We start from the raw sequence: 16,115 nt of genomic DNA, 5'->3' as shown, positions 1-16,115 counted from the left end.
GCGGGCGGGTGTTCTTTGAACGCCGGGGAGTTGGTGCTTGCAACGGATTTCTGTGGGAGGAGGTGGGAATGTGTGCCGGAGTTTAGATGGTCGCGGGTGAATTTTTTCTTGCGTTTCAAGGGTTGTCTTACGAGACTTTGGGGATGCCGCGCAGCTCCGCCGAACCCAGCACTGAAAAGCCTCCTTCCGATGAACGTCGGCAGCGCAATCTGTGTGAGAAGACGCGCAAGAGTTTGATCGAAAAGCTGGACAACTGGGAGGACCAGAAGGTCTGGGACGAGTTTTATCAAACGTATTGGCGGCTGATTTTCAGTGTGGCAACGAAGGCGGGTTTGACGCGGGAGGAGGCGTTTGATGTGGTCCAGGAGACGATCATTGCGATCGCGCGACAGGTGAAGAAGGGTCAGTATGATCCGCGTGCGGGTTCTTTCAAGGCGTGGCTGTTGCAGATGACCCGCTGGCGGATTCTGGATGTGTTTCGGGCGCGCAAGCGGCAGCCGTCTTTGGGAGATCAGGGTGATGAGAATTCGGAAAATGCGAACCTGGCGATGGACCGGCTTTCGCATGAGAAAGACAACATTTTGGAAAAGGTTTGGGACAAGGAGTGGCGGGACAACATCACCTTTGCCGCGCTGGAGCGGGTGAAGACGCGGGTGTCGCCGAGGCAGTATCAGATTTTTGATTGTTATGTGATGAAGGGCTGGGGGGTGAAAAAAACGGCGGAGGTTCTGGGGATCAACGCGGCGCAGGTTTATCTGGCGAAGCATCGGGTGGGTGCCTTGGTGAAGAAAGAGGTGCAGGCGCTGGAGGCGACCATGCTGTGAGGGGTGGTGAGGGATTTTTTGGGTGTTGATGGGTGAAATGACCGGATCCGGCAGGAGCGATTGATTTATTGTAATCTGAGAGGCTTGAGTTGAGTATTTTATTGTCCATGTCGTCAGCGCCTTCCTCTCCCAACGATGGACTTTTCCGCGAAGCGGAGGAGGAGCGTGTGGAGGTTGGAGAGCCGGGGCAGGCACCGGGTCAGCCTGGGGGTCAAGAGCAGGGGCAAGTGGTGGAAAAGGAACTGGAGAAAGACAAAGCGGCGGATCCGCCCTCGATTCGTGATGACATCCCGATTGCAGATTTGAAGTTGATCCGCAGGATTGGCTCGGGGGCTTATGGGGAGGTGTGGCTGGCGCAGACGATCACGGGGGCGATGCGGGCGGTAAAGGTGGTTTGGCGGGAGGATTTTGAGTTTGAAAAAACGTTTCAGCGCGAGTTTGAGGGGATCAAGCAGTTCGAGCCGATTTCACGCGGGCATCGCGGCTTGGTGAACATTTTGCACGTGGGCTGGAATGAGAAGGCGGGGTTTTATTACTGCGTGATGGAGCTGGCGGATGACGTGGAGAATGGTCAGCGGATTGATATTGGAAGTTATGTGCCGCGCACTCTGACGTCAGATTTCAAGCGGGTGGGGCGGTTGAATGTCGAGCTTTGCAAGCAGACGGGGATTCATCTGGCGGATGCGCTGGGGTATATGCACAGCTACGGGCTGACGCATCGAGACATCAAACCCTCCAACATCATTTATGTGGATGGCGCGTGCAAGCTGGCGGACATCGGGTTGGTGGCGGCGCATGGGGAGCGGACGTTTGTGGGGACGGAAGGGTTTGTGCCGCCGGAGGGACCGGGGACGTTTTCGGCGGATATTTATAGTCTCGGCAAGGTGCTGTATGAGATCAGTTCCGGTAAGGATCGCATGGAGTTTCCCGAGGTGCCGGATGATCTGGGGTCGACGGACTGGAAGTTGTGGCGGGAGTGGAATGCGGTGATCTGCAAGGCTTGTGCGCCGCAGGTGAAGGATCGGTTTGCGACGGCGGCGGATTTTGCCGAGGCGTTGCGGGAGGTGGGGGTGCCAAAGCCGGTGACGTGGGGTCAGAGGTTGAGGAGCGGACTGCCGAAACTGGTGCTGGGATCGCTGTTGTGCGGGACGGGATTGTCGTTGGTGAAGTCTCACCTGCAGCCGCCCTATGTGGTGGCGGCACCGGTGGAGCGGAAGTTGACGCCGGAGGAAAGAGCGAAAGCGAAGCTGCCGAATCCGGGGCGCATGTGGTTGAATCATGAGGACATGAAGTTCAGCTGGCGTGGGGATCGGCATGTGGCGGACAAGCCGGTGCATCTGACGTTGTTCACGCGATTTTTGGAGGACTCTTTGAGGCCTTTTGAAGGGGAGGTGGTGGCCAATTTTCCGAAGGGTGGCAAGCCGGATTATGCGGTGATTGTTCCAAAGGCGGATGCCGAGGAATTTTGTCGCTGGCTGACGCGTCAGGATCGGGAGGCGGGGGCGTTGAGCGGGGATTTTGAGTATCGCTGGAAGCCGGATAATGCGGTGAAAAGCAAGCCAGGCACGCGGGAAGGTTGGTCGGCGGTGCGACTGGAGGTAACGAAGGTGCTTTATGGTCAGGTGGTGGTGGCGAGTTCGCCGTCGGATGCCGAAGTGTCGTTGAATGATGAGGTTTTGGGACGGACGCCGTTGACGCTGCTGAGGGTGCGGGAGGGGCAGGTGAGCTATGTGCTGAATCTGCCGGGCTTTTTGAGGGAGACGGTGAAGGGGCAGGTGAAGGCGAACGGGCAGTTGAAACTGGAGGCGAAGTTGCGTCCGACGGATGCGGTGTCGTTTGGCAAGGAGTGGAAAAACACGTTGGGCATGGATTTTGTGCCGCTCGGGTCGGTGCTGATGTCGGCGAAAGAGGTGCGCCGGGCGGATTTCGGGGCATTTTTGAGGCGCATTCCGATTTCGAATCCGCCCATGGTGGAATTCGGCAGGGAGACCAATCTGCCGATGACGCAGGTTTCGCGCAGGGATGCGGAGGCGTTTTGCCGCTGGCTGACGTCGGTGGAGCGGTCGCGTGGATTGATTGACGAGGGTCAGTCCTACCGATTGCCGACGGATGACGAGTGGAGCATGGCGGCGAATTTGCCGAGGGAGCGTGGGGAGTCTCCTGCGGAGCGGAGCAATCGGGTGGAGGGAATTTATCCTTGGGGTTTCAGCTGGCCGCCGCCAAGGGCGGAGGGGAATGTTTGGGATTTGACGGCGGCGCGGAAGGCGAACTCGAAGGATGCGTTGGAGAATTTGCAGGACAATTTTGCGGGACTGGCTCCGGCGGGGTCGTTTCCGAGCAATTTGTATGGGTTCTTTGATTTGTCGGGCAATGTGGCGGAGTGGGTGACTGGTGAATTTGGCGGCACGGACGAGAAGTTGCGGACGCAGGGAGTGGTGAGGGGTGGGAGTTGGAAGAGTCGGAAGCGCGAGGAATTGCTGTCGTCGCATCGTCGGGCGGTGCCGCAAGGGGCGAGGATGGATGAGGTGGGATTTCGTGTGGTGCTGAGTCAGGATGGGGTGTTTTCGCGTCCTGAGGAGCAGTAGAGGGGGAAGGTGGAGGTAATCGTCCTCGTTCTCGTTCTCCTACTCGTCCTCGAGCAGTGGACGTGGCTGGGTTTGGGGGCTTCGAATGACGAATGATGATCGGCTGGTGGAGATTTTTTGGGTTTGAAGACGTGTCGGCTGGCGATGCGTGGCTATCGAGGACGAGTAGGAGAACGAGGACGAGGACGAGTCTGAAGAGGTATCACCGAATCGTTTGGTGATTCTTAGAAGAGATGATGGTTTTAGTGGGGAGTAGGAGGAAGAGTAGGAGTAAGGGGAGGAGAAAAAGGTGCGATTGCAGAGAGGTGGCGCAGTTTGTCATTCCTTATTTTTGCGATGGGCGGTAAATTCGTGGGGCGAAATCCTCTATTTTTCACCGATGGCATCTGCCCAACAGCCGGATTCTTTTGAACCGCCCTCGCTTGCCGAGCTGGCGGCGATGCTGCCGCGCTATGAGGTCTGCGATTTTATCGCGCAAGGAGGAATGGGGGCGGTGTATCTGGCGCGACAGGCTTCGTTGGAACGACATGTGGCGGTGAAGGTGCTGCCGCCGATGCCGGAGGGGGAGGTGGATTTTGCGGGTCACATGACGCGGGAAGCGCGGTCGATGGCGCGGTTGACGCACAACAACATTGCGGCAGTGCACGATTTTGGGGTGACGGATGATGGATGGTTCTATTTGGTGATGGAATTCGTGGATGGGGACACGTTGCACAACATCATCCGACTGAACCGGTTGACGGTGCCGAAGGTGAAGTCGATTGCGTTGCAGCTTTGTGACGCGCTGATTTTTGCGCATGAGCATGGGATTCTGCATCGGGACATCAAGCCTTCGAACATCTTGATCAATCAGGAAGGTCGGGTGAAGGTGGTGGATTTTGGGTTGTCGAGGCCGATGGCAGCGCAGGAGGATGAGGTGGCATTGGGCACGCCGGATTATGTCGCGCCGGAGATCATGGACGGGGGCAGGGTGGATCACCGGGCGGATGTGTATGCGCTGGGGATTGTGATTTTTGAAATGCTGACGGGTCGGGTGCCGTGGCATGACGGACGCAAGACCTGTGCGTTGTTGCCGGATGGAGGGGCCTGGAACGAGGTGGTGCAGAAGGCGACTCATGAGAATCCGGATCAGCGGTTTCGCGATGTCCGGGAGATGCGGGCCGCGATTTTGAAGGCGACTTCGCCGAGGCGGGAGGCGCATTTGCCGAGGACGGCGAGTGGGAGATTGATGGACATGGGGCCGCCGCCGGTGGTGAAGAGATCAAGTGGGTTTGGGTTGCTGGTGTTGAGTTCGATCGTGATGCTGGCGGGATTGGCGGCGTGGTTGTGGTGGCAGCAGGAGCAGGCGAAGCAACCCAAGCCGGTGCCGGGAATCATGGCGGTGGAGAAAATGCTGTCGACGGGGGGGGGCGTGCGGGACATGGTGGATTCGATTTCAACCAAACTGGGTGAGGTGCTGGAAGGGGATCAGGTCGCGACAGGGACGGTGGTTGCGGAGGTGGTGCCTGAGGAGACGCTTGAGCTGGCGAAGGTGCCAGCCGGACATGTTTCGCAGATGCAGGAAGGTCATGAGGATGTGATCACCGGAGTGGCGATTTTTCCGGATCAGCGTCGGGCGGCGACGTCGAGTTCGGATGGCACGGTGCGGATTTGGGATGTGGTGAGGGGGGTGACGATTTTGAAGTTTGGTCCATTTGAAAATGGCATGCAGCGGGTGGCGGTGTCGCCGGATGGGAAGTTTGTGGCGGCAGGGAGCGGTCACCAGATGTTGAGGGTTTGGGATGCGACGTCGGGGGAGCTGGTGAATCAGACGGCGTCATCGGGTCGGGAGGTGACGGGTCTGGCGTTTTCGGAGGATGGCCGGTGGTTGCTGAGTGCCTGCACGGAAATGGGGGCTTCGTTGCGGGCGTGGCCGTGGCAGGACGGGGGAAAGCGGCGGGCGGTGTTGGACAAGTGGGGCAAGATTGTGAATGCGCTGGCATTGGCTCCGGGTGGCGGCAAGGCGCAGAGATTTTTTACGGTGGGGGGCGGAAGGGATCAGCAGGGGATCAGCATGGAATTGTGGATGGGCGATTTGCAGGAGGCGGCTCCGTTGAAGCGCTTGCAGGCGCGGCCGATGGTGCCGTCGCGGGTGGCGGTTTCGAAGGATGGGGCTTTGGTGGCTTTCACGCAGGGGAACCGGCTGTTGGTGGTGGATGTGGAGTCAGACCGGGATGTGGCTTCGTGCGTGGGACACGAGGGGATGGTGGAGTCGATGCAATTTCTTGAAGGGGGGCGGTTTTTGCTGAGCAGTGCGCAGGACAAGACGATCCGGATTTGGGAGGTGATGACGGGCAAAGAGGTGTTCCGGATGGAGTCGGAGACATTTTGCACGTCGCATGTGGCGGTGAGTGCGGACGAGCAGTGGCTGCTGTCGGGCGGGGGCATGCGCTGGGGATCGCCGCCGCAGAAGGATGGGGATTTTGCATTGCATGTGTGGCGGTTGCCGAAGTTGGGGGATTTGGAGTCAGAGGCAGGTCGGTTGGTGCGGGCGCGGCGCGAATTTGAAAAGTTGGAGGTGTTTGATCCTGATTTGGCGTCGTTGCGGAGTTCGCTGGCGGGCGAGTGGGCGTCTGCTTTGGCGAAGGCGGGGTCGGCAAATCCGGCGCTGGCGCTGGCGGATCTGGAGGCGAAATACCTGGCGGCGCTGCAGCGGGCGGTGCCGAGTTTGCGCGGGACGGCACGTGAGGCTTACTTGGGCGAAATCTCGCGGGTGACGAACAAATTGCGGGCACCTGCACAGGCGGCGGTGGGCTGGCCGGAAAGCTTGAAGGGGCTTTTTGGGATTTATCTGACGCAATCTGCAAAACTGCGCGAGGAACCAGGGAAAATTCTGGCGGCGGAGCGGAATCGGCAACTGGCCGTGATCGGTGAAATGGTGAGGACCCGCGAAGCTGGGGAGCCGATGGCCTTGGCTCGTGCGCGATTGGTGCAGGAGGAGGTGGTGCGGCGTGGTTCGATGAGCGGCGGTGTTGGCCAGAATTGAATTGAACCGAACTAAGGTTGGGGAGTTGCCGGTGAAGACTGGCTTGTGGTCCAGCTTTTCCAGCCGCCTTTGAGGAGATAGATGTCGGCGGTGGGAAGGCGTTCGCGGAGGTAGTCTTTCATTTTGCGACTGGCCTGACAGGCTTCGGAACCGCAGTAGATGACGATGGGTTTGGTGTTGTCCTGGAGGGTTTCAAAGTAGTCGAAGAGGAGGTCATTGGCTTCCTGTTCATTGAGCAGGAGGGCACCGGGAATGTGGGCGGTTTCGTAGTCGCTGCGGGGACGGGCGTCGATCCACAGGACGTCGTTGTTCCATTGTTGGGTGATGGAGGCGAGGGTGACTTCGTCGTCGAGAAGCGGTTCGTCGATGAGGTGCCACGCCGGGGCGCGGGGGTGGAAGTGGTGGGTGGCGGTGGCGGCGACCAGGGTGAGAAGGACGATGAGTGTGGCTTCAGCAATGGTGCGCATGGGGGAGGGATTTATGATTGATGATTTGGGATTTATGATTGGGTCTTGGGTGAGGGGTTCACTTTTTAGAGGTTTGTGAGGGGCGGACGATGTTGAAGAAGGCGAGCTGGCGGGTGTGGCGTTTGTATTGGCTGTCGGTTTCAATGCGCAGGGCGCCGATGGTGACGGTTTCGGTGTCTTTGGGCTGCAGGTTGATGCGGTATTTGCGGCCGGGTTCGACTTCTTCGAGGGTGAAGGTGACGTTGTCGCGGGTGGCGGTGACGTTTTTGATGTGGACGGGATCGGGTCCGGCAATGGTGATGTCGACCGATTTGGCGGTGGGGGCTTCGCCGAGGACCCACTGGAGGGTTTTGGGCTGGACGTCGACGATGACGGGAATGTCGATGATGGTGGTGAGGGTTTGTTCGGGCTCTTTGGGGTCGTTGGTGCTGATGCGCAGAGATTTTTCGTGTTTGCCGACGAAGGTGCTGACTTTGAAGGTGGCGGTGCCGGAGCCTTTTTCGCCGGGCTGGTAGGTGGCTTTGTCCATGTTGGCTTCGAGGCAGGAGCAGTTGCTGTCGAGACCGGTGATGGTGATGGGTTTGTCGCCGCCGTTGTGAAAGGTGAATTTGGCTTCGACCACTTCGTCAGCGGGACCGGGTTTGAGTTCGAGGGGATTTTGGTCGAAGACGAGTCCGGCGTGGAGCGGGATGGAGAGGAAAAGGGTGATGAGGGTAGGGAGGAGGTGCCGCATGGGGTGATTATCTGGGATTGGGGGTTGGGGGTCAAGGTTGGGAAATCTTAATCGTCCTCCTACTCTTCCTCTTACTCCCCACTCGAAGGATCTTGGACTCTTGAGGGGGCCGAATGTTTGATCGGGGTGTTGGCGGGAATCGTCCTCGTCCTCGTTCTCCTACTCGTCCTCGAAAGCCGCGCATGACCAGAGGTGTGCGCTTTGGACCGCTGCCTCGTTTGGCAGCGAGTCAGTTTCCGATCCGTTGGGCGGGGAGTAGGAGGAAGAGTAGGAGTAGGAGGAAGATCCGGCTCAGGGGGTGTGTGCTGACTTGGGAATTTATCGTTTCAGCGGAGCGGCGGGTGTCGAGGACGAGTTCGAGTAGGAGGACGAGGACGAAACACTGAGGCGTGGGGTCGGAGAGATCTTTTAGGCGATGATTTCTTTGACCACATGACCATGCACATCGGTGAGCCGGAAGTCGCGTCCAGCGTAACGATAGGTGAGTTTTTCGTGATCAAGACCCAGCAGATGCAGAATGGTGGCATGGAGATCATGGACATGCATTTTGTTGTCGATGGCTTCATAACCATAATCATCGGTCATGCCGTGCGCGAAGCCGCCTTTGACACCACCTCCGGCCATCCACATGGTGAAGGCTTTGTTGTTGTGATCGCGGCCATCACCACCCTGCGCGTGGGGGGTTCGGCCAAACTCGCCACCCCAGATGACCAGGGTATCTTTGAGCAACCCGCGCTCCTTGAGATCCGTGAGCAGCGCGGCAATGGGTTGATCCACGGAACGACAGTTGGCTCCGAGCGCGCTGGTGAGATTAAAATGTTGATCCCAGTCTCCGTGGGAAATTTCCACAAAACGGACGCCTGCTTCGACAAAACGGCGCGCCAGCAGGCATTTGCGCCCGAAGTCAGCGGTGCTGGTGTTTTCGAGACCGTAGAGTTTTTTCGTCGCGGCGCTCTCGCCTTCGATATCCATCACCTGCGGCATCTCCTTCTGCATGCGGAACGCCAGTTCATAGCTCTCGATCACGCCTTCGACGGCAGGATTGAATTGGTCCCGTCGCAAGGATTCGCGATTCAGTGTCTGCACCAAGTCGAGTTCAGCCCTTTGAACTTCGCTGTTGAGCGGTGATTTGAGGTTGCGGATTTGAGCGCCAGCGATGGGACGGGTATCGGTTCCGAGGCGGGTGCCTTGATAGATCGCAGGAAGAAATGAGGAGCCGTAGTTTTGCGCCCCGCCAGAAGCACCTGGTGGAGTGAGGGTCACAAAGCCGGGAAGATTTTCGTTTTCAGTGCCGAGACCATAAAGCGTCCATGCGCCGAGAGATGGTCGCACGAACTGAAAGGAGCCGGTGTGCATTTGAAGAAAAGCCTGCGGATGAGAAGGCAGATCGGTTTGCATGGAGCGCAACACACAAAGATCATCGGCATGATTTGCGACATTGGGGAAGAGTTCGGAAATCCATAGCCCGCTTTGCCCGTGCTGGGCGAAGTTCCATTTTGAACCCAGCAGCTTGGTTCCAGGTCGTTGCCCCGCAGCGCCACTGTCGGCGCTGAGTTTCGGTTTGTAATCGAACGTGTCCACATGGGATGGACCACCGCGCATGCAGAGGAAAATCACGTGTTTCGCACGCGCCGGGAAGTGCGACGCTTTGGGTGCAAGCGGGCCTTCGCGTGGTGGAGCGGCGGCTTGCGAAGCTTGGGTGGCAAGACCTGCAAAGGCCAGATAACCAAAGCCGCTGGAAAGGGATTTTAACATTTCACGACGACCAAAGTGGGGCGAGCGAGGATCAGGGGAGGCGGAGAAATTCATATCAATAAAGAAAGTGGTTTAGTTAAGGTAGCGGAATTCGGCACTCGCAAAGAGGGCACGGCAGAAGGAAGTCCAGGCGGCTGCGCTGCCTTCGGTGATGGTAGTTGATCCCTGATGCCCATCCTCCGAGGAGGCAGTGGGAAACTTGGCGAAGAAGTTGAAAGCAGCTTGGCGTTCTGCTTCGCTGGGAACTCGAGCAAAGACGAGACCGTAGGCATGCTGGACGCGCTGAGCGAGGGTGGCAGGCGCATCAATGGTTGCGCTGGTCGGATAGGCAGTTAGCACCCGTTCCGAAAGCTTTTGAGCGGCGGTTGCGAGAGTGGGAGAATTCAGCATGTAGAGTGCTTGTTCCGGCACATTGGTGACCTCGCGGCTGCCATTCACAAAACCAGGCTCGGCAAAGTCGAACACGGCAAGCGCATCAGGCAGCATGTCCCGGGCGATTGGAAGATAGACGGAACGGGCATTGGTGCGGGTGCCTGCTTCGACAAGTAACTCCTCGGCAATTCCCGCGTTGGGAAACTGCCTAAATTCGCCAATGGGACCGTTGCCGCGCATGGCAATGGGAGAGCCGATTGGTGGGCGAAGGTCCAGTTGTCCAGAAATGGCCAGGGTGGCGTCACGGATGGATTCGGCATCGAGCCGTCGCTTGTTCATTCGCCAGATTTGGGAGTTTTCCGGATCGGCGGCAAAGTTCGTTTCGTCATAGGTCGAGGAGAGTTGATAAGCGCGGCTGTTGACGATCCCTCGGATAAGATTTTTTACCGACCAGCCACCTTCGCGAAACTTGATGGCCAGGGTGTCGAGCAGTGCCAAATTGCTGGGCTGGCTGCCCGTGGTTCCAAAATTATCAGGCGTGTTGACGAGGCCTTGTCCAAACAGGTGTTGCCAGACACGATTGGCCATGACACGTGCGGTCAATGGATGGCTTTCTGCCAGCATCCATTCCGCCAGTTCGCGTCGTCCACTGCTGGTTGCGGGAATCACGGGCGGAGTCTGGTGCGTGAGCGCCGACAGAAATCCCCGAGGAACTTTCTCTCCTGGCTGGCTCACCTCGCCGCGGGCATAGATTGGCGAATCCGTAATGATCTTGAACTCAGGTGGCCTGGAAAAACGCCCATCTCTTTCCAGAAAGCGTGAGGCAATGGCCTGCTCTGGCGTGCTGGAGGCATAGCGGGGTGTTTCTCGCGTGCGCGTGCCGGTTTCCTCGCGTCGGACTGGCTGATCCAGCACACCCATGGCGAGAGGACGCATCTTGCCGCTTTCATCGAAGGATTTTAATTCGGTCTCCAGCAGGCCGATTTGATTCATGCGCAGCAACAGCAGCATTTGCTGATTTCGCGGCTGGCGACTGGATCGGGAACTGCGCGAAGACTGACCAAAAGTCGCGGAAGCCATGTCATTGGCCTGCTGAAGATAGCCTTCGAGATCGGCCTGCTTTTTCTCTCGCTCCTGCGGGGACAGGACAAGTGGGAACACGGGTGCATCGGCCCCTTTCGGCAGTTCGATCAGATCAGCAGCGCTGCGATTTTGAGCGGCGAAAAAGGTTCCATAACGGGTATCGGTCGAGAGGAAAATGCCCGCCATGGCAGAATATTCCTTCTGCGAAATCGGATCGAATTTGTGGTCATGGCAGCGCGCGCAGGCAGCAGTGACGCCGAGGATGGCCTGCGAAACGGTATCGATTTGTTCATCGGCCAAGTCCAGCGCAAACTGGCGGGGATTGGCTTCATTGACACTCTTGGTGCCCATGGCCAGAAAGCCTGTGGCAACCAGCTGTTCGGCGCGCTTCTTGTCGTCTTTTGCTGGCAGGAGATCGCCAGCGAGTTGTTCGCGCAGGAACTGATCATAAGGCTTGTCGCTGTTGAAGGCAGCAATGACATAATCGCGGTATCTCCATGCATGCGGATAGGCAAGATTGATGTCCTTGCCTGTGCTTTCCGCGTAGCGGCTGACATCGAGCCAGTGACGGCCCCATCTTTCGCCGAAGTGATGGGAATCGAGCAGACGGTCGACCACTTTTTTAAACGCATCGGGAGATGTGTCTTTGAAAAATGCGGTGACTTCCTGCGGTGTTGGCGGCAATCCGGTGAGGTCGAAGGTAACCCGCCTCAATAGCGTCAGTCTGTCGGCATCATTAACCGGTTTGAGATTCTTTTCTTCAAGTGATGAGAGAAGATAACGGTCGATGTCATTCCTTGGCCAGGCGGTGTCTTTGACTGTGGGCACAGGCCAGATCTTTGGAGGTTGCCATGCCCACCATTCCTTTGCTGCTTCGGGATTCGATTTTTTCGTAAGGTTCAGGGCTCCGTCGCGTGGATCTGGTGCGCCAAGTTGCACCCATTTTTCAAAGTCCTTGATGACATTGTCCGGCAGTTTTCCACCCGACTTTTCCGGCGGCATGGCCGAGTCTTTGTTGTGATAGCGGATGGCTTCGATGAGCAAACTTGCCACAAGATCGCCCGGCACGACGGCGGGTCCATTTTCGCCACCATGGAGTGAACCTTCGCGGGTATCGAGAGTGAGTCCGCCTTTGTTTTTGTCGGCCTCGGCGGAATGGCATTGGTAGCATTTGTCGATGAGCACCGGGCGGATTTTACTTTCGAAGAACGCAATGCCTTCAGGGCTCGCGCCAGGTTCTGCTGCTGCTTGGGCAGCGGTCACTGCGAGGACGGTGAAGCCTGAGAAAAAGGCGGAGAACAGGTTCATGCCGCCATCTTTGCATTTCAAACATGAGCGGAAGATGAGATGGGACGATTATTTTTCGGGAAATAGCGAAATTTGGAGGGTGCCGGTCTCGAGCAGTTCTGCGTGGAGGGTGCATCCGAGAGCTTGGGCACCGCTCGATGCTATGGACAGGCCCAGGCCAGAATGGGAGCTGTCGTTGCGCGTGGCGTCTTTTCGCCAAAGGCGGTCGAACAGGCGGGGGATGTCTTCAGGGGTGAGGTCGGGGGCGAGATTTTCGATGCGCAGGATGGGATGGTCGTTGGTTGCGATGATGACAATCTCGGATCCATGCGGAGCATATTCGGTAGCGTTGGCAATTAGATTGCTGGCGATGATGCGCAACAGACTTGGATCGGTTTCTATGTCGGATGCGGCATCCAGTTGCAGGTTGAAGGTGAGGTCGCGTTGTTGGGCGCGGGGTGTGTGAAGGGAGACACATTCTTCAATCAGCGGGCGCAGAACGACGGATTGGAGGCTGACGTTGGCGGAGGCCATGTCGATGCGTGAAAGCAGCAGCAGGCTATCGACAGTTTGCTGCAAATGCGTGGCAGCCTTGGTGATGTCATGAAAGTCATCTAGTGACGACTGATCCGGCCACTTGGCGGCCACTTCACTGGTGGTTCGGATTGCGGCAAGTGGCGTGCGTAATTCGTGAGCCAGATCGCTGCTGAACCTTCGCTCGCGTTCGAAACCTTGTTCAAGTCTCGACATCAGATCATTCAATCGCGTGACAATGGGCGCGATCTCCGATGGAATGGCTTCCGTGGCAAATCGCTCATGCAGTGAATTGGCCCCCATTGCTGCAGCCTGCTCGCCAACGCGCTCCAGCGGGCGCAAGGCATAACGCAGCGCCAGTATCAGCAGCAGGCAAAGCATGGCGCAGCACACCACACCCCCAATGATCAGATCCGCCAACAACCGGGACAAGCGAGATTCCCCCTCGCTTCGGCTTAAAGCGACCGCAAAATCCAGTGGCTCATTGTTGGTGCTTTGGGGATATTGCATCGCGATGACGCGAACCCGTTCACCGTTTTCCAGTTGAGCGTCATAACGGGTGCCGTCGCGTGTCAATTCGGATGGTCGAGGCAGATCCGCTTTGCCCAGATTTAGCGACCGGCGTTCCGGCTTTCCTGCAGATGACCACAATTCAAAATACTGGCCTGGCTGTTGAAATTCTTCCTTGGCGAGGAAAGCTCTCAAAGCCGGGACACGTGCGCCGCCGAGGTCGATGGTCGTCTGATTGCGCAGGGCCAGTCGCGCTGAGCCCGCCAGTCTGCCAAGTTGGGCGTCGAGATCCGCATCCATGGCCTGCTTTGCCGAATAATACATCCCCGCGCTGGCGATGACGCACACAAAAACGATGCCGGGCAGCAGCCATTGAAGAAGTTGAGCTCGGATGCTTCTCATGGGGATTCGGGAATCACATAACCCATCCCGCGACGTGTATGGATAATCGGTTCGCTCTCATCGGAAAGCGCAATGGCGCGACGCAAAGCACATACCGCCGTGTCGACCACATTGCTCATGGGAGAAGCCAGTTCATCGTAAATGTGTTCCTCAATTTCTGTGCGTGAGACGACATGCCCCTTTCGCAAAAGCAGATACTCCAACAGTGAGAAAAGCTGCGGCGTAAGGTTCAGTTCGCGCCCAGCGCGGCGGACTTTTTTCGCTGCCTGGTCGAGCTCCAGATCGCCTGCAACAAGCAGGGGAGAACGCTTCGCATACTTTCTGCGCCCCAACGCATCAACCCGGGCAAGCAGTTCTTCGACGGCAAAAGATTTTGTTAGGTAGTCATCCGCACCAAGTCGCAAACCCGCAACGCGATCCTCGATGGCATCCTTGGCCGTAAGGAATAACACAGGGGTTTCATTTCCAGAGGTTCGAAGCCGGCGCAGAATTTCAAGTCCATCCATGCCAGGCAACATGATGTCGAGAATGATCACGTCATAATCATGATCTTGCGCCATCTGCCAGCCCTCCACGCCGTCACCGGTAGAGTCCACGGCAAATCCCGACGCTTTGAGTGCCCTTACGACTGGTTTGCGAATGGAGGCGGCGTCTTCGACGAGGAGGATGCGCATGATGGGTCAGGTTGGGGGGATGAGATAGCTTCGATGTGGGGGGGATGGGGGTCAAGGGTGGGAAATCTTACTCTTCCTCCTACTCTTCCTCCTACTCTTCCTCTTACTCTTCCTCCTACTCTTCCTCCTACTCTTACTCCGCACTCGAAAGATCTTGGACTCTTGAAGGGACCGAATGTTTGATCGGGGTGCTGGAGGGATCGTCCTCGTCCTCGTTCTCCTACTCGTCCTCGAAAGCCGCGCATGACCAGAGCTGTGCGGGTAGAAACGGTCATTTTTTGGTAGCGAGTCAGTTTCCGGTCCGCTGTGTCGGGAGTAGGAGGAAGAGTAGGAGTAGGAGGAAGATCCGGCTCAGGGGGTTTTAGCTGACTTGGAAGTTGATTGTTTCAGCGAAGTGCCTCATGTCGAGGACGAGTGACTGAGGCGTGGAGTTAGGCGATGATTTCTTTGACCACATGACCATGCACATCGGTGAGCCGGAAGTCGCGGCCATCGTAGCGGTAGGTGAGGCGCTCGTGGTCGAGGCCCATTTGATGAAGCAGGGTGGCATGGAGATCGTGCATGTGGACTTTGTCTTCGATGGCGTAATGACCAAACTCGTCGGTGTTGCCGTGGGCGTGGCCAGGTTTGAATCCGCCACCGGCAAGCCACATGGTGAAACCGCTGGGGTTGTGGTCGCGACCGGTGCCGTTGTTTTCGGCGTAGGGAGTTCGGCCGAATTCGCCGCCCCACCAGACGATGGTGTCTTCAAGGAGGCCGCGGGCTTTGAGGTCGGTGAGGAGGGCGGCGATGGGTTGGTCGACGGCGGCGGCGTGCTCGGCGTGTTTGGGCATGTCGCTGTGCTGATCCCAAGCGGGATTGCTGGAGCTGTTGGTGTTGTAGTTGACCTGCACAAAACGGACGCCGGCTTCGCTGAGTTGACGGGCCATAAGGCACTTGCGGGCAAAATCGTCGGTGGGTTTTTGATCGACGCCGTAAAGATTGAGGGTGGCTTGGGTTTCGCGGGTGAGGTCGACGACCCCGGGGGCGTTGGTTTGCATGCGCCAGGCGAGTTCGTAGCTGTTGACGAGGGCTTCGAGTTCGGGATCGCCGGGTTTGGCGCTGAGCTGGCCGAGGTTGAGGGCTTGCTGAAGTTCGAATTGCTGGCGGGCGCTGGGGAGGTCGCGAGCGGAGTGAATGTTGCGGAAGCTGAGGTCGTGGGCGCTGACGCCGGCGCGTCCGATGGGGGTGCCCTGGTGGATGGCGGGAAGAAAGGCGCTGCCGTGGTTGCGGGGTCCGCCGTTGCCGAGGGAGGGGCCGATGCTGACGAAGCCGGGGAGGTTTTGGTTTTCAGTGCCGAGTCCGTAAAGAAGCCAGGAGCCCATGGAGGGACGGACGAAGTTGGCGGCTCCGGTGTGCATGAAGAGGGTGGCGGGTCCGTGGGCGACGCCTTCGGTGTGCATGGAGCAGATGACGCAGAGGTCGTCCATGTGTTTGGAGGCAATGTTGGGGAAGAGGTCGGAGGCCCAGAGGCCGCTTTGGCCGCGTTGTTTGAATTCCCAGAGGGGTTTCATGACGCGTCGGTTGGCTCCGGTGCCGCCGCGTTTGATGGCGCGTTGATCGGCGAAGTCGAGCATCTGGCCGTCGGCTTGGTAAAGGTGGGGTTTGTGGTCGAAGCTGTCGACATGACTAACGCCGCCGGCCATGAAGAGGAAGATGATGCGTTTTGCCTTGGGCGGAAAGTGCGCGTGAGTTTGGGTGGCGGCGGAGGAGTTTTGGGAACTGGCGTTGGCGAGTCCGGCGAGGGCGAGGGAGCCGAAGCCGCAGCCGGTGCGTTGAAGGAGGGAACGACGAGTGATCATGGAAGTCGGAAGTGGGAAGTGGG

At 58.0% G+C, this 16,115-nt stretch carries 10 protein-coding genes; 3 read left to right on the top strand and 7 right to left on the bottom strand.

Going from position 1 to position 16,115, the window contains the following annotated elements:
* Positions 1-143 precede the first annotated feature (143 nt).
* The 3 genes from FEM03_RS08505 (at position 144) to FEM03_RS08495 (ending at position 6,434) form a co-directional block, all read left to right on the top strand.
* A complete protein-coding gene (locus tag FEM03_RS08505; RefSeq protein WP_240772715.1) occupies positions 144-824 on the top strand; it encodes an RNA polymerase sigma factor in 681 nt (226 codons plus the stop codon).
* 107 nt (positions 825-931) lie between these two features.
* Entirely contained in the window at positions 932-3,409 is a 2,478-nt protein-coding gene (locus tag FEM03_RS08500; RefSeq protein ID WP_138085782.1) for a bifunctional serine/threonine-protein kinase/formylglycine-generating enzyme family protein, read from the top strand.
* Positions 3,410-3,788: 379 nt separating this feature from the next.
* On the top strand, positions 3,789-6,434 hold the full coding sequence (locus FEM03_RS08495) for a WD40 repeat domain-containing serine/threonine protein kinase (RefSeq protein ID WP_138085781.1): 2,646 nt from the start codon (positions 3,789-3,791) through the stop codon (positions 6,432-6,434).
* An 11-nt stretch (positions 6,435-6,445) separates the two neighbouring features.
* On the opposite strand, the gene FEM03_RS08490 is transcribed toward FEM03_RS08495, so the two are convergent.
* The 7 genes from FEM03_RS08490 to FEM03_RS08460 all read right to left on the bottom strand — a co-directional run bounded on the left by FEM03_RS08490 (position 6,446) and on the right by FEM03_RS08460 (position 16,092).
* On the bottom strand, positions 6,446-6,901 hold the full coding sequence (locus FEM03_RS08490) for a rhodanese-like domain-containing protein (RefSeq protein ID WP_138085780.1): 456 nt from the start codon (positions 6,899-6,901) through the stop codon (positions 6,446-6,448).
* Between the two features lie 58 nt (positions 6,902-6,959).
* Complete coding sequence (locus tag FEM03_RS08485; protein WP_138085779.1) at positions 6,960-7,634, bottom strand: DUF1573 domain-containing protein; 675 nt, start codon at positions 7,632-7,634, stop codon at positions 6,960-6,962.
* A 408-nt stretch (positions 7,635-8,042) separates the two neighbouring features.
* Positions 8,043-9,443: a DUF1501 domain-containing protein gene (locus FEM03_RS08480; RefSeq protein ID WP_138085778.1), complete on the bottom strand. Its 1,401-nt coding sequence runs from the start codon at positions 9,441-9,443 to the stop codon at positions 8,043-8,045.
* A gap of 18 nt (positions 9,444-9,461) precedes the next feature.
* Entirely contained in the window at positions 9,462-12,152 is a 2,691-nt protein-coding gene (locus tag FEM03_RS08475; RefSeq protein ID WP_138085777.1) for a PSD1 and planctomycete cytochrome C domain-containing protein, read from the bottom strand.
* A gap of 48 nt (positions 12,153-12,200) precedes the next feature.
* A complete protein-coding gene (locus FEM03_RS08470) occupies positions 12,201-13,577 on the bottom strand; it encodes a sensor histidine kinase (RefSeq protein ID WP_138085776.1) in 1,377 nt (458 codons plus the stop codon).
* Positions 13,574-14,251, bottom strand: coding sequence for a response regulator transcription factor (locus tag FEM03_RS08465; protein WP_138085775.1), 678 nt, complete (start codon positions 14,249-14,251; stop codon positions 13,574-13,576). The genes FEM03_RS08470 and FEM03_RS08465 overlap by 4 nt, the downstream gene beginning before the upstream one ends.
* 431 nt (positions 14,252-14,682) lie before the next feature.
* A complete protein-coding gene (locus FEM03_RS08460; protein WP_138085774.1) occupies positions 14,683-16,092 on the bottom strand; it encodes a DUF1501 domain-containing protein in 1,410 nt (469 codons plus the stop codon).
* Between the last annotated feature and the right edge of the window lie 23 nt (positions 16,093-16,115).

This window comes from Phragmitibacter flavus, from assembly GCF_005780165.1.
Taxonomy (GTDB): domain Bacteria; phylum Verrucomicrobiota; class Verrucomicrobiia; order Verrucomicrobiales; family Verrucomicrobiaceae; genus Phragmitibacter; species Phragmitibacter flavus.
This window is presented reverse-complemented; position numbering and strand designations above follow the sequence as displayed.

Bases quoted from the DNA above. Each gene is read 5' to 3' on its own strand.
- FEM03_RS08505 (WP_240772715.1), top strand. From the start codon at position 144: ATGCCGCGCAGCTCCGCCGAACCCAGCACTGAAAAGCCTCCTTCCGAT.
- FEM03_RS08500 (WP_138085782.1), top strand. From the start codon at position 932: ATGTCGTCAGCGCCTTCCTCTCCCAACGATGGACTTTTCCGCGAAGCG.
- FEM03_RS08495 (WP_138085781.1), top strand. From the start codon at position 3,789: ATGGCATCTGCCCAACAGCCGGATTCTTTTGAACCGCCCTCGCTTGCC.
- FEM03_RS08490 (WP_138085780.1), bottom strand. From the start codon at position 6,901: ATGCGCACCATTGCTGAAGCCACACTCATCGTCCTTCTCACCCTGGTC.
- FEM03_RS08485 (WP_138085779.1), bottom strand. From the start codon at position 7,634: ATGCGGCACCTCCTCCCTACCCTCATCACCCTTTTCCTCTCCATCCCG.
- FEM03_RS08480 (WP_138085778.1), bottom strand. From the start codon at position 9,443: ATGAATTTCTCCGCCTCCCCTGATCCTCGCTCGCCCCACTTTGGTCGT.
- FEM03_RS08475 (WP_138085777.1), bottom strand. From the start codon at position 12,152: ATGAACCTGTTCTCCGCCTTTTTCTCAGGCTTCACCGTCCTCGCAGTG.
- FEM03_RS08470 (WP_138085776.1), bottom strand. From the start codon at position 13,577: ATGAGAAGCATCCGAGCTCAACTTCTTCAATGGCTGCTGCCCGGCATC.
- FEM03_RS08465 (WP_138085775.1), bottom strand. From the start codon at position 14,251: ATGCGCATCCTCCTCGTCGAAGACGCCGCCTCCATTCGCAAACCAGTC.
- FEM03_RS08460 (WP_138085774.1), bottom strand. From the start codon at position 16,092: ATGATCACTCGTCGTTCCCTCCTTCAACGCACCGGCTGCGGCTTCGGC.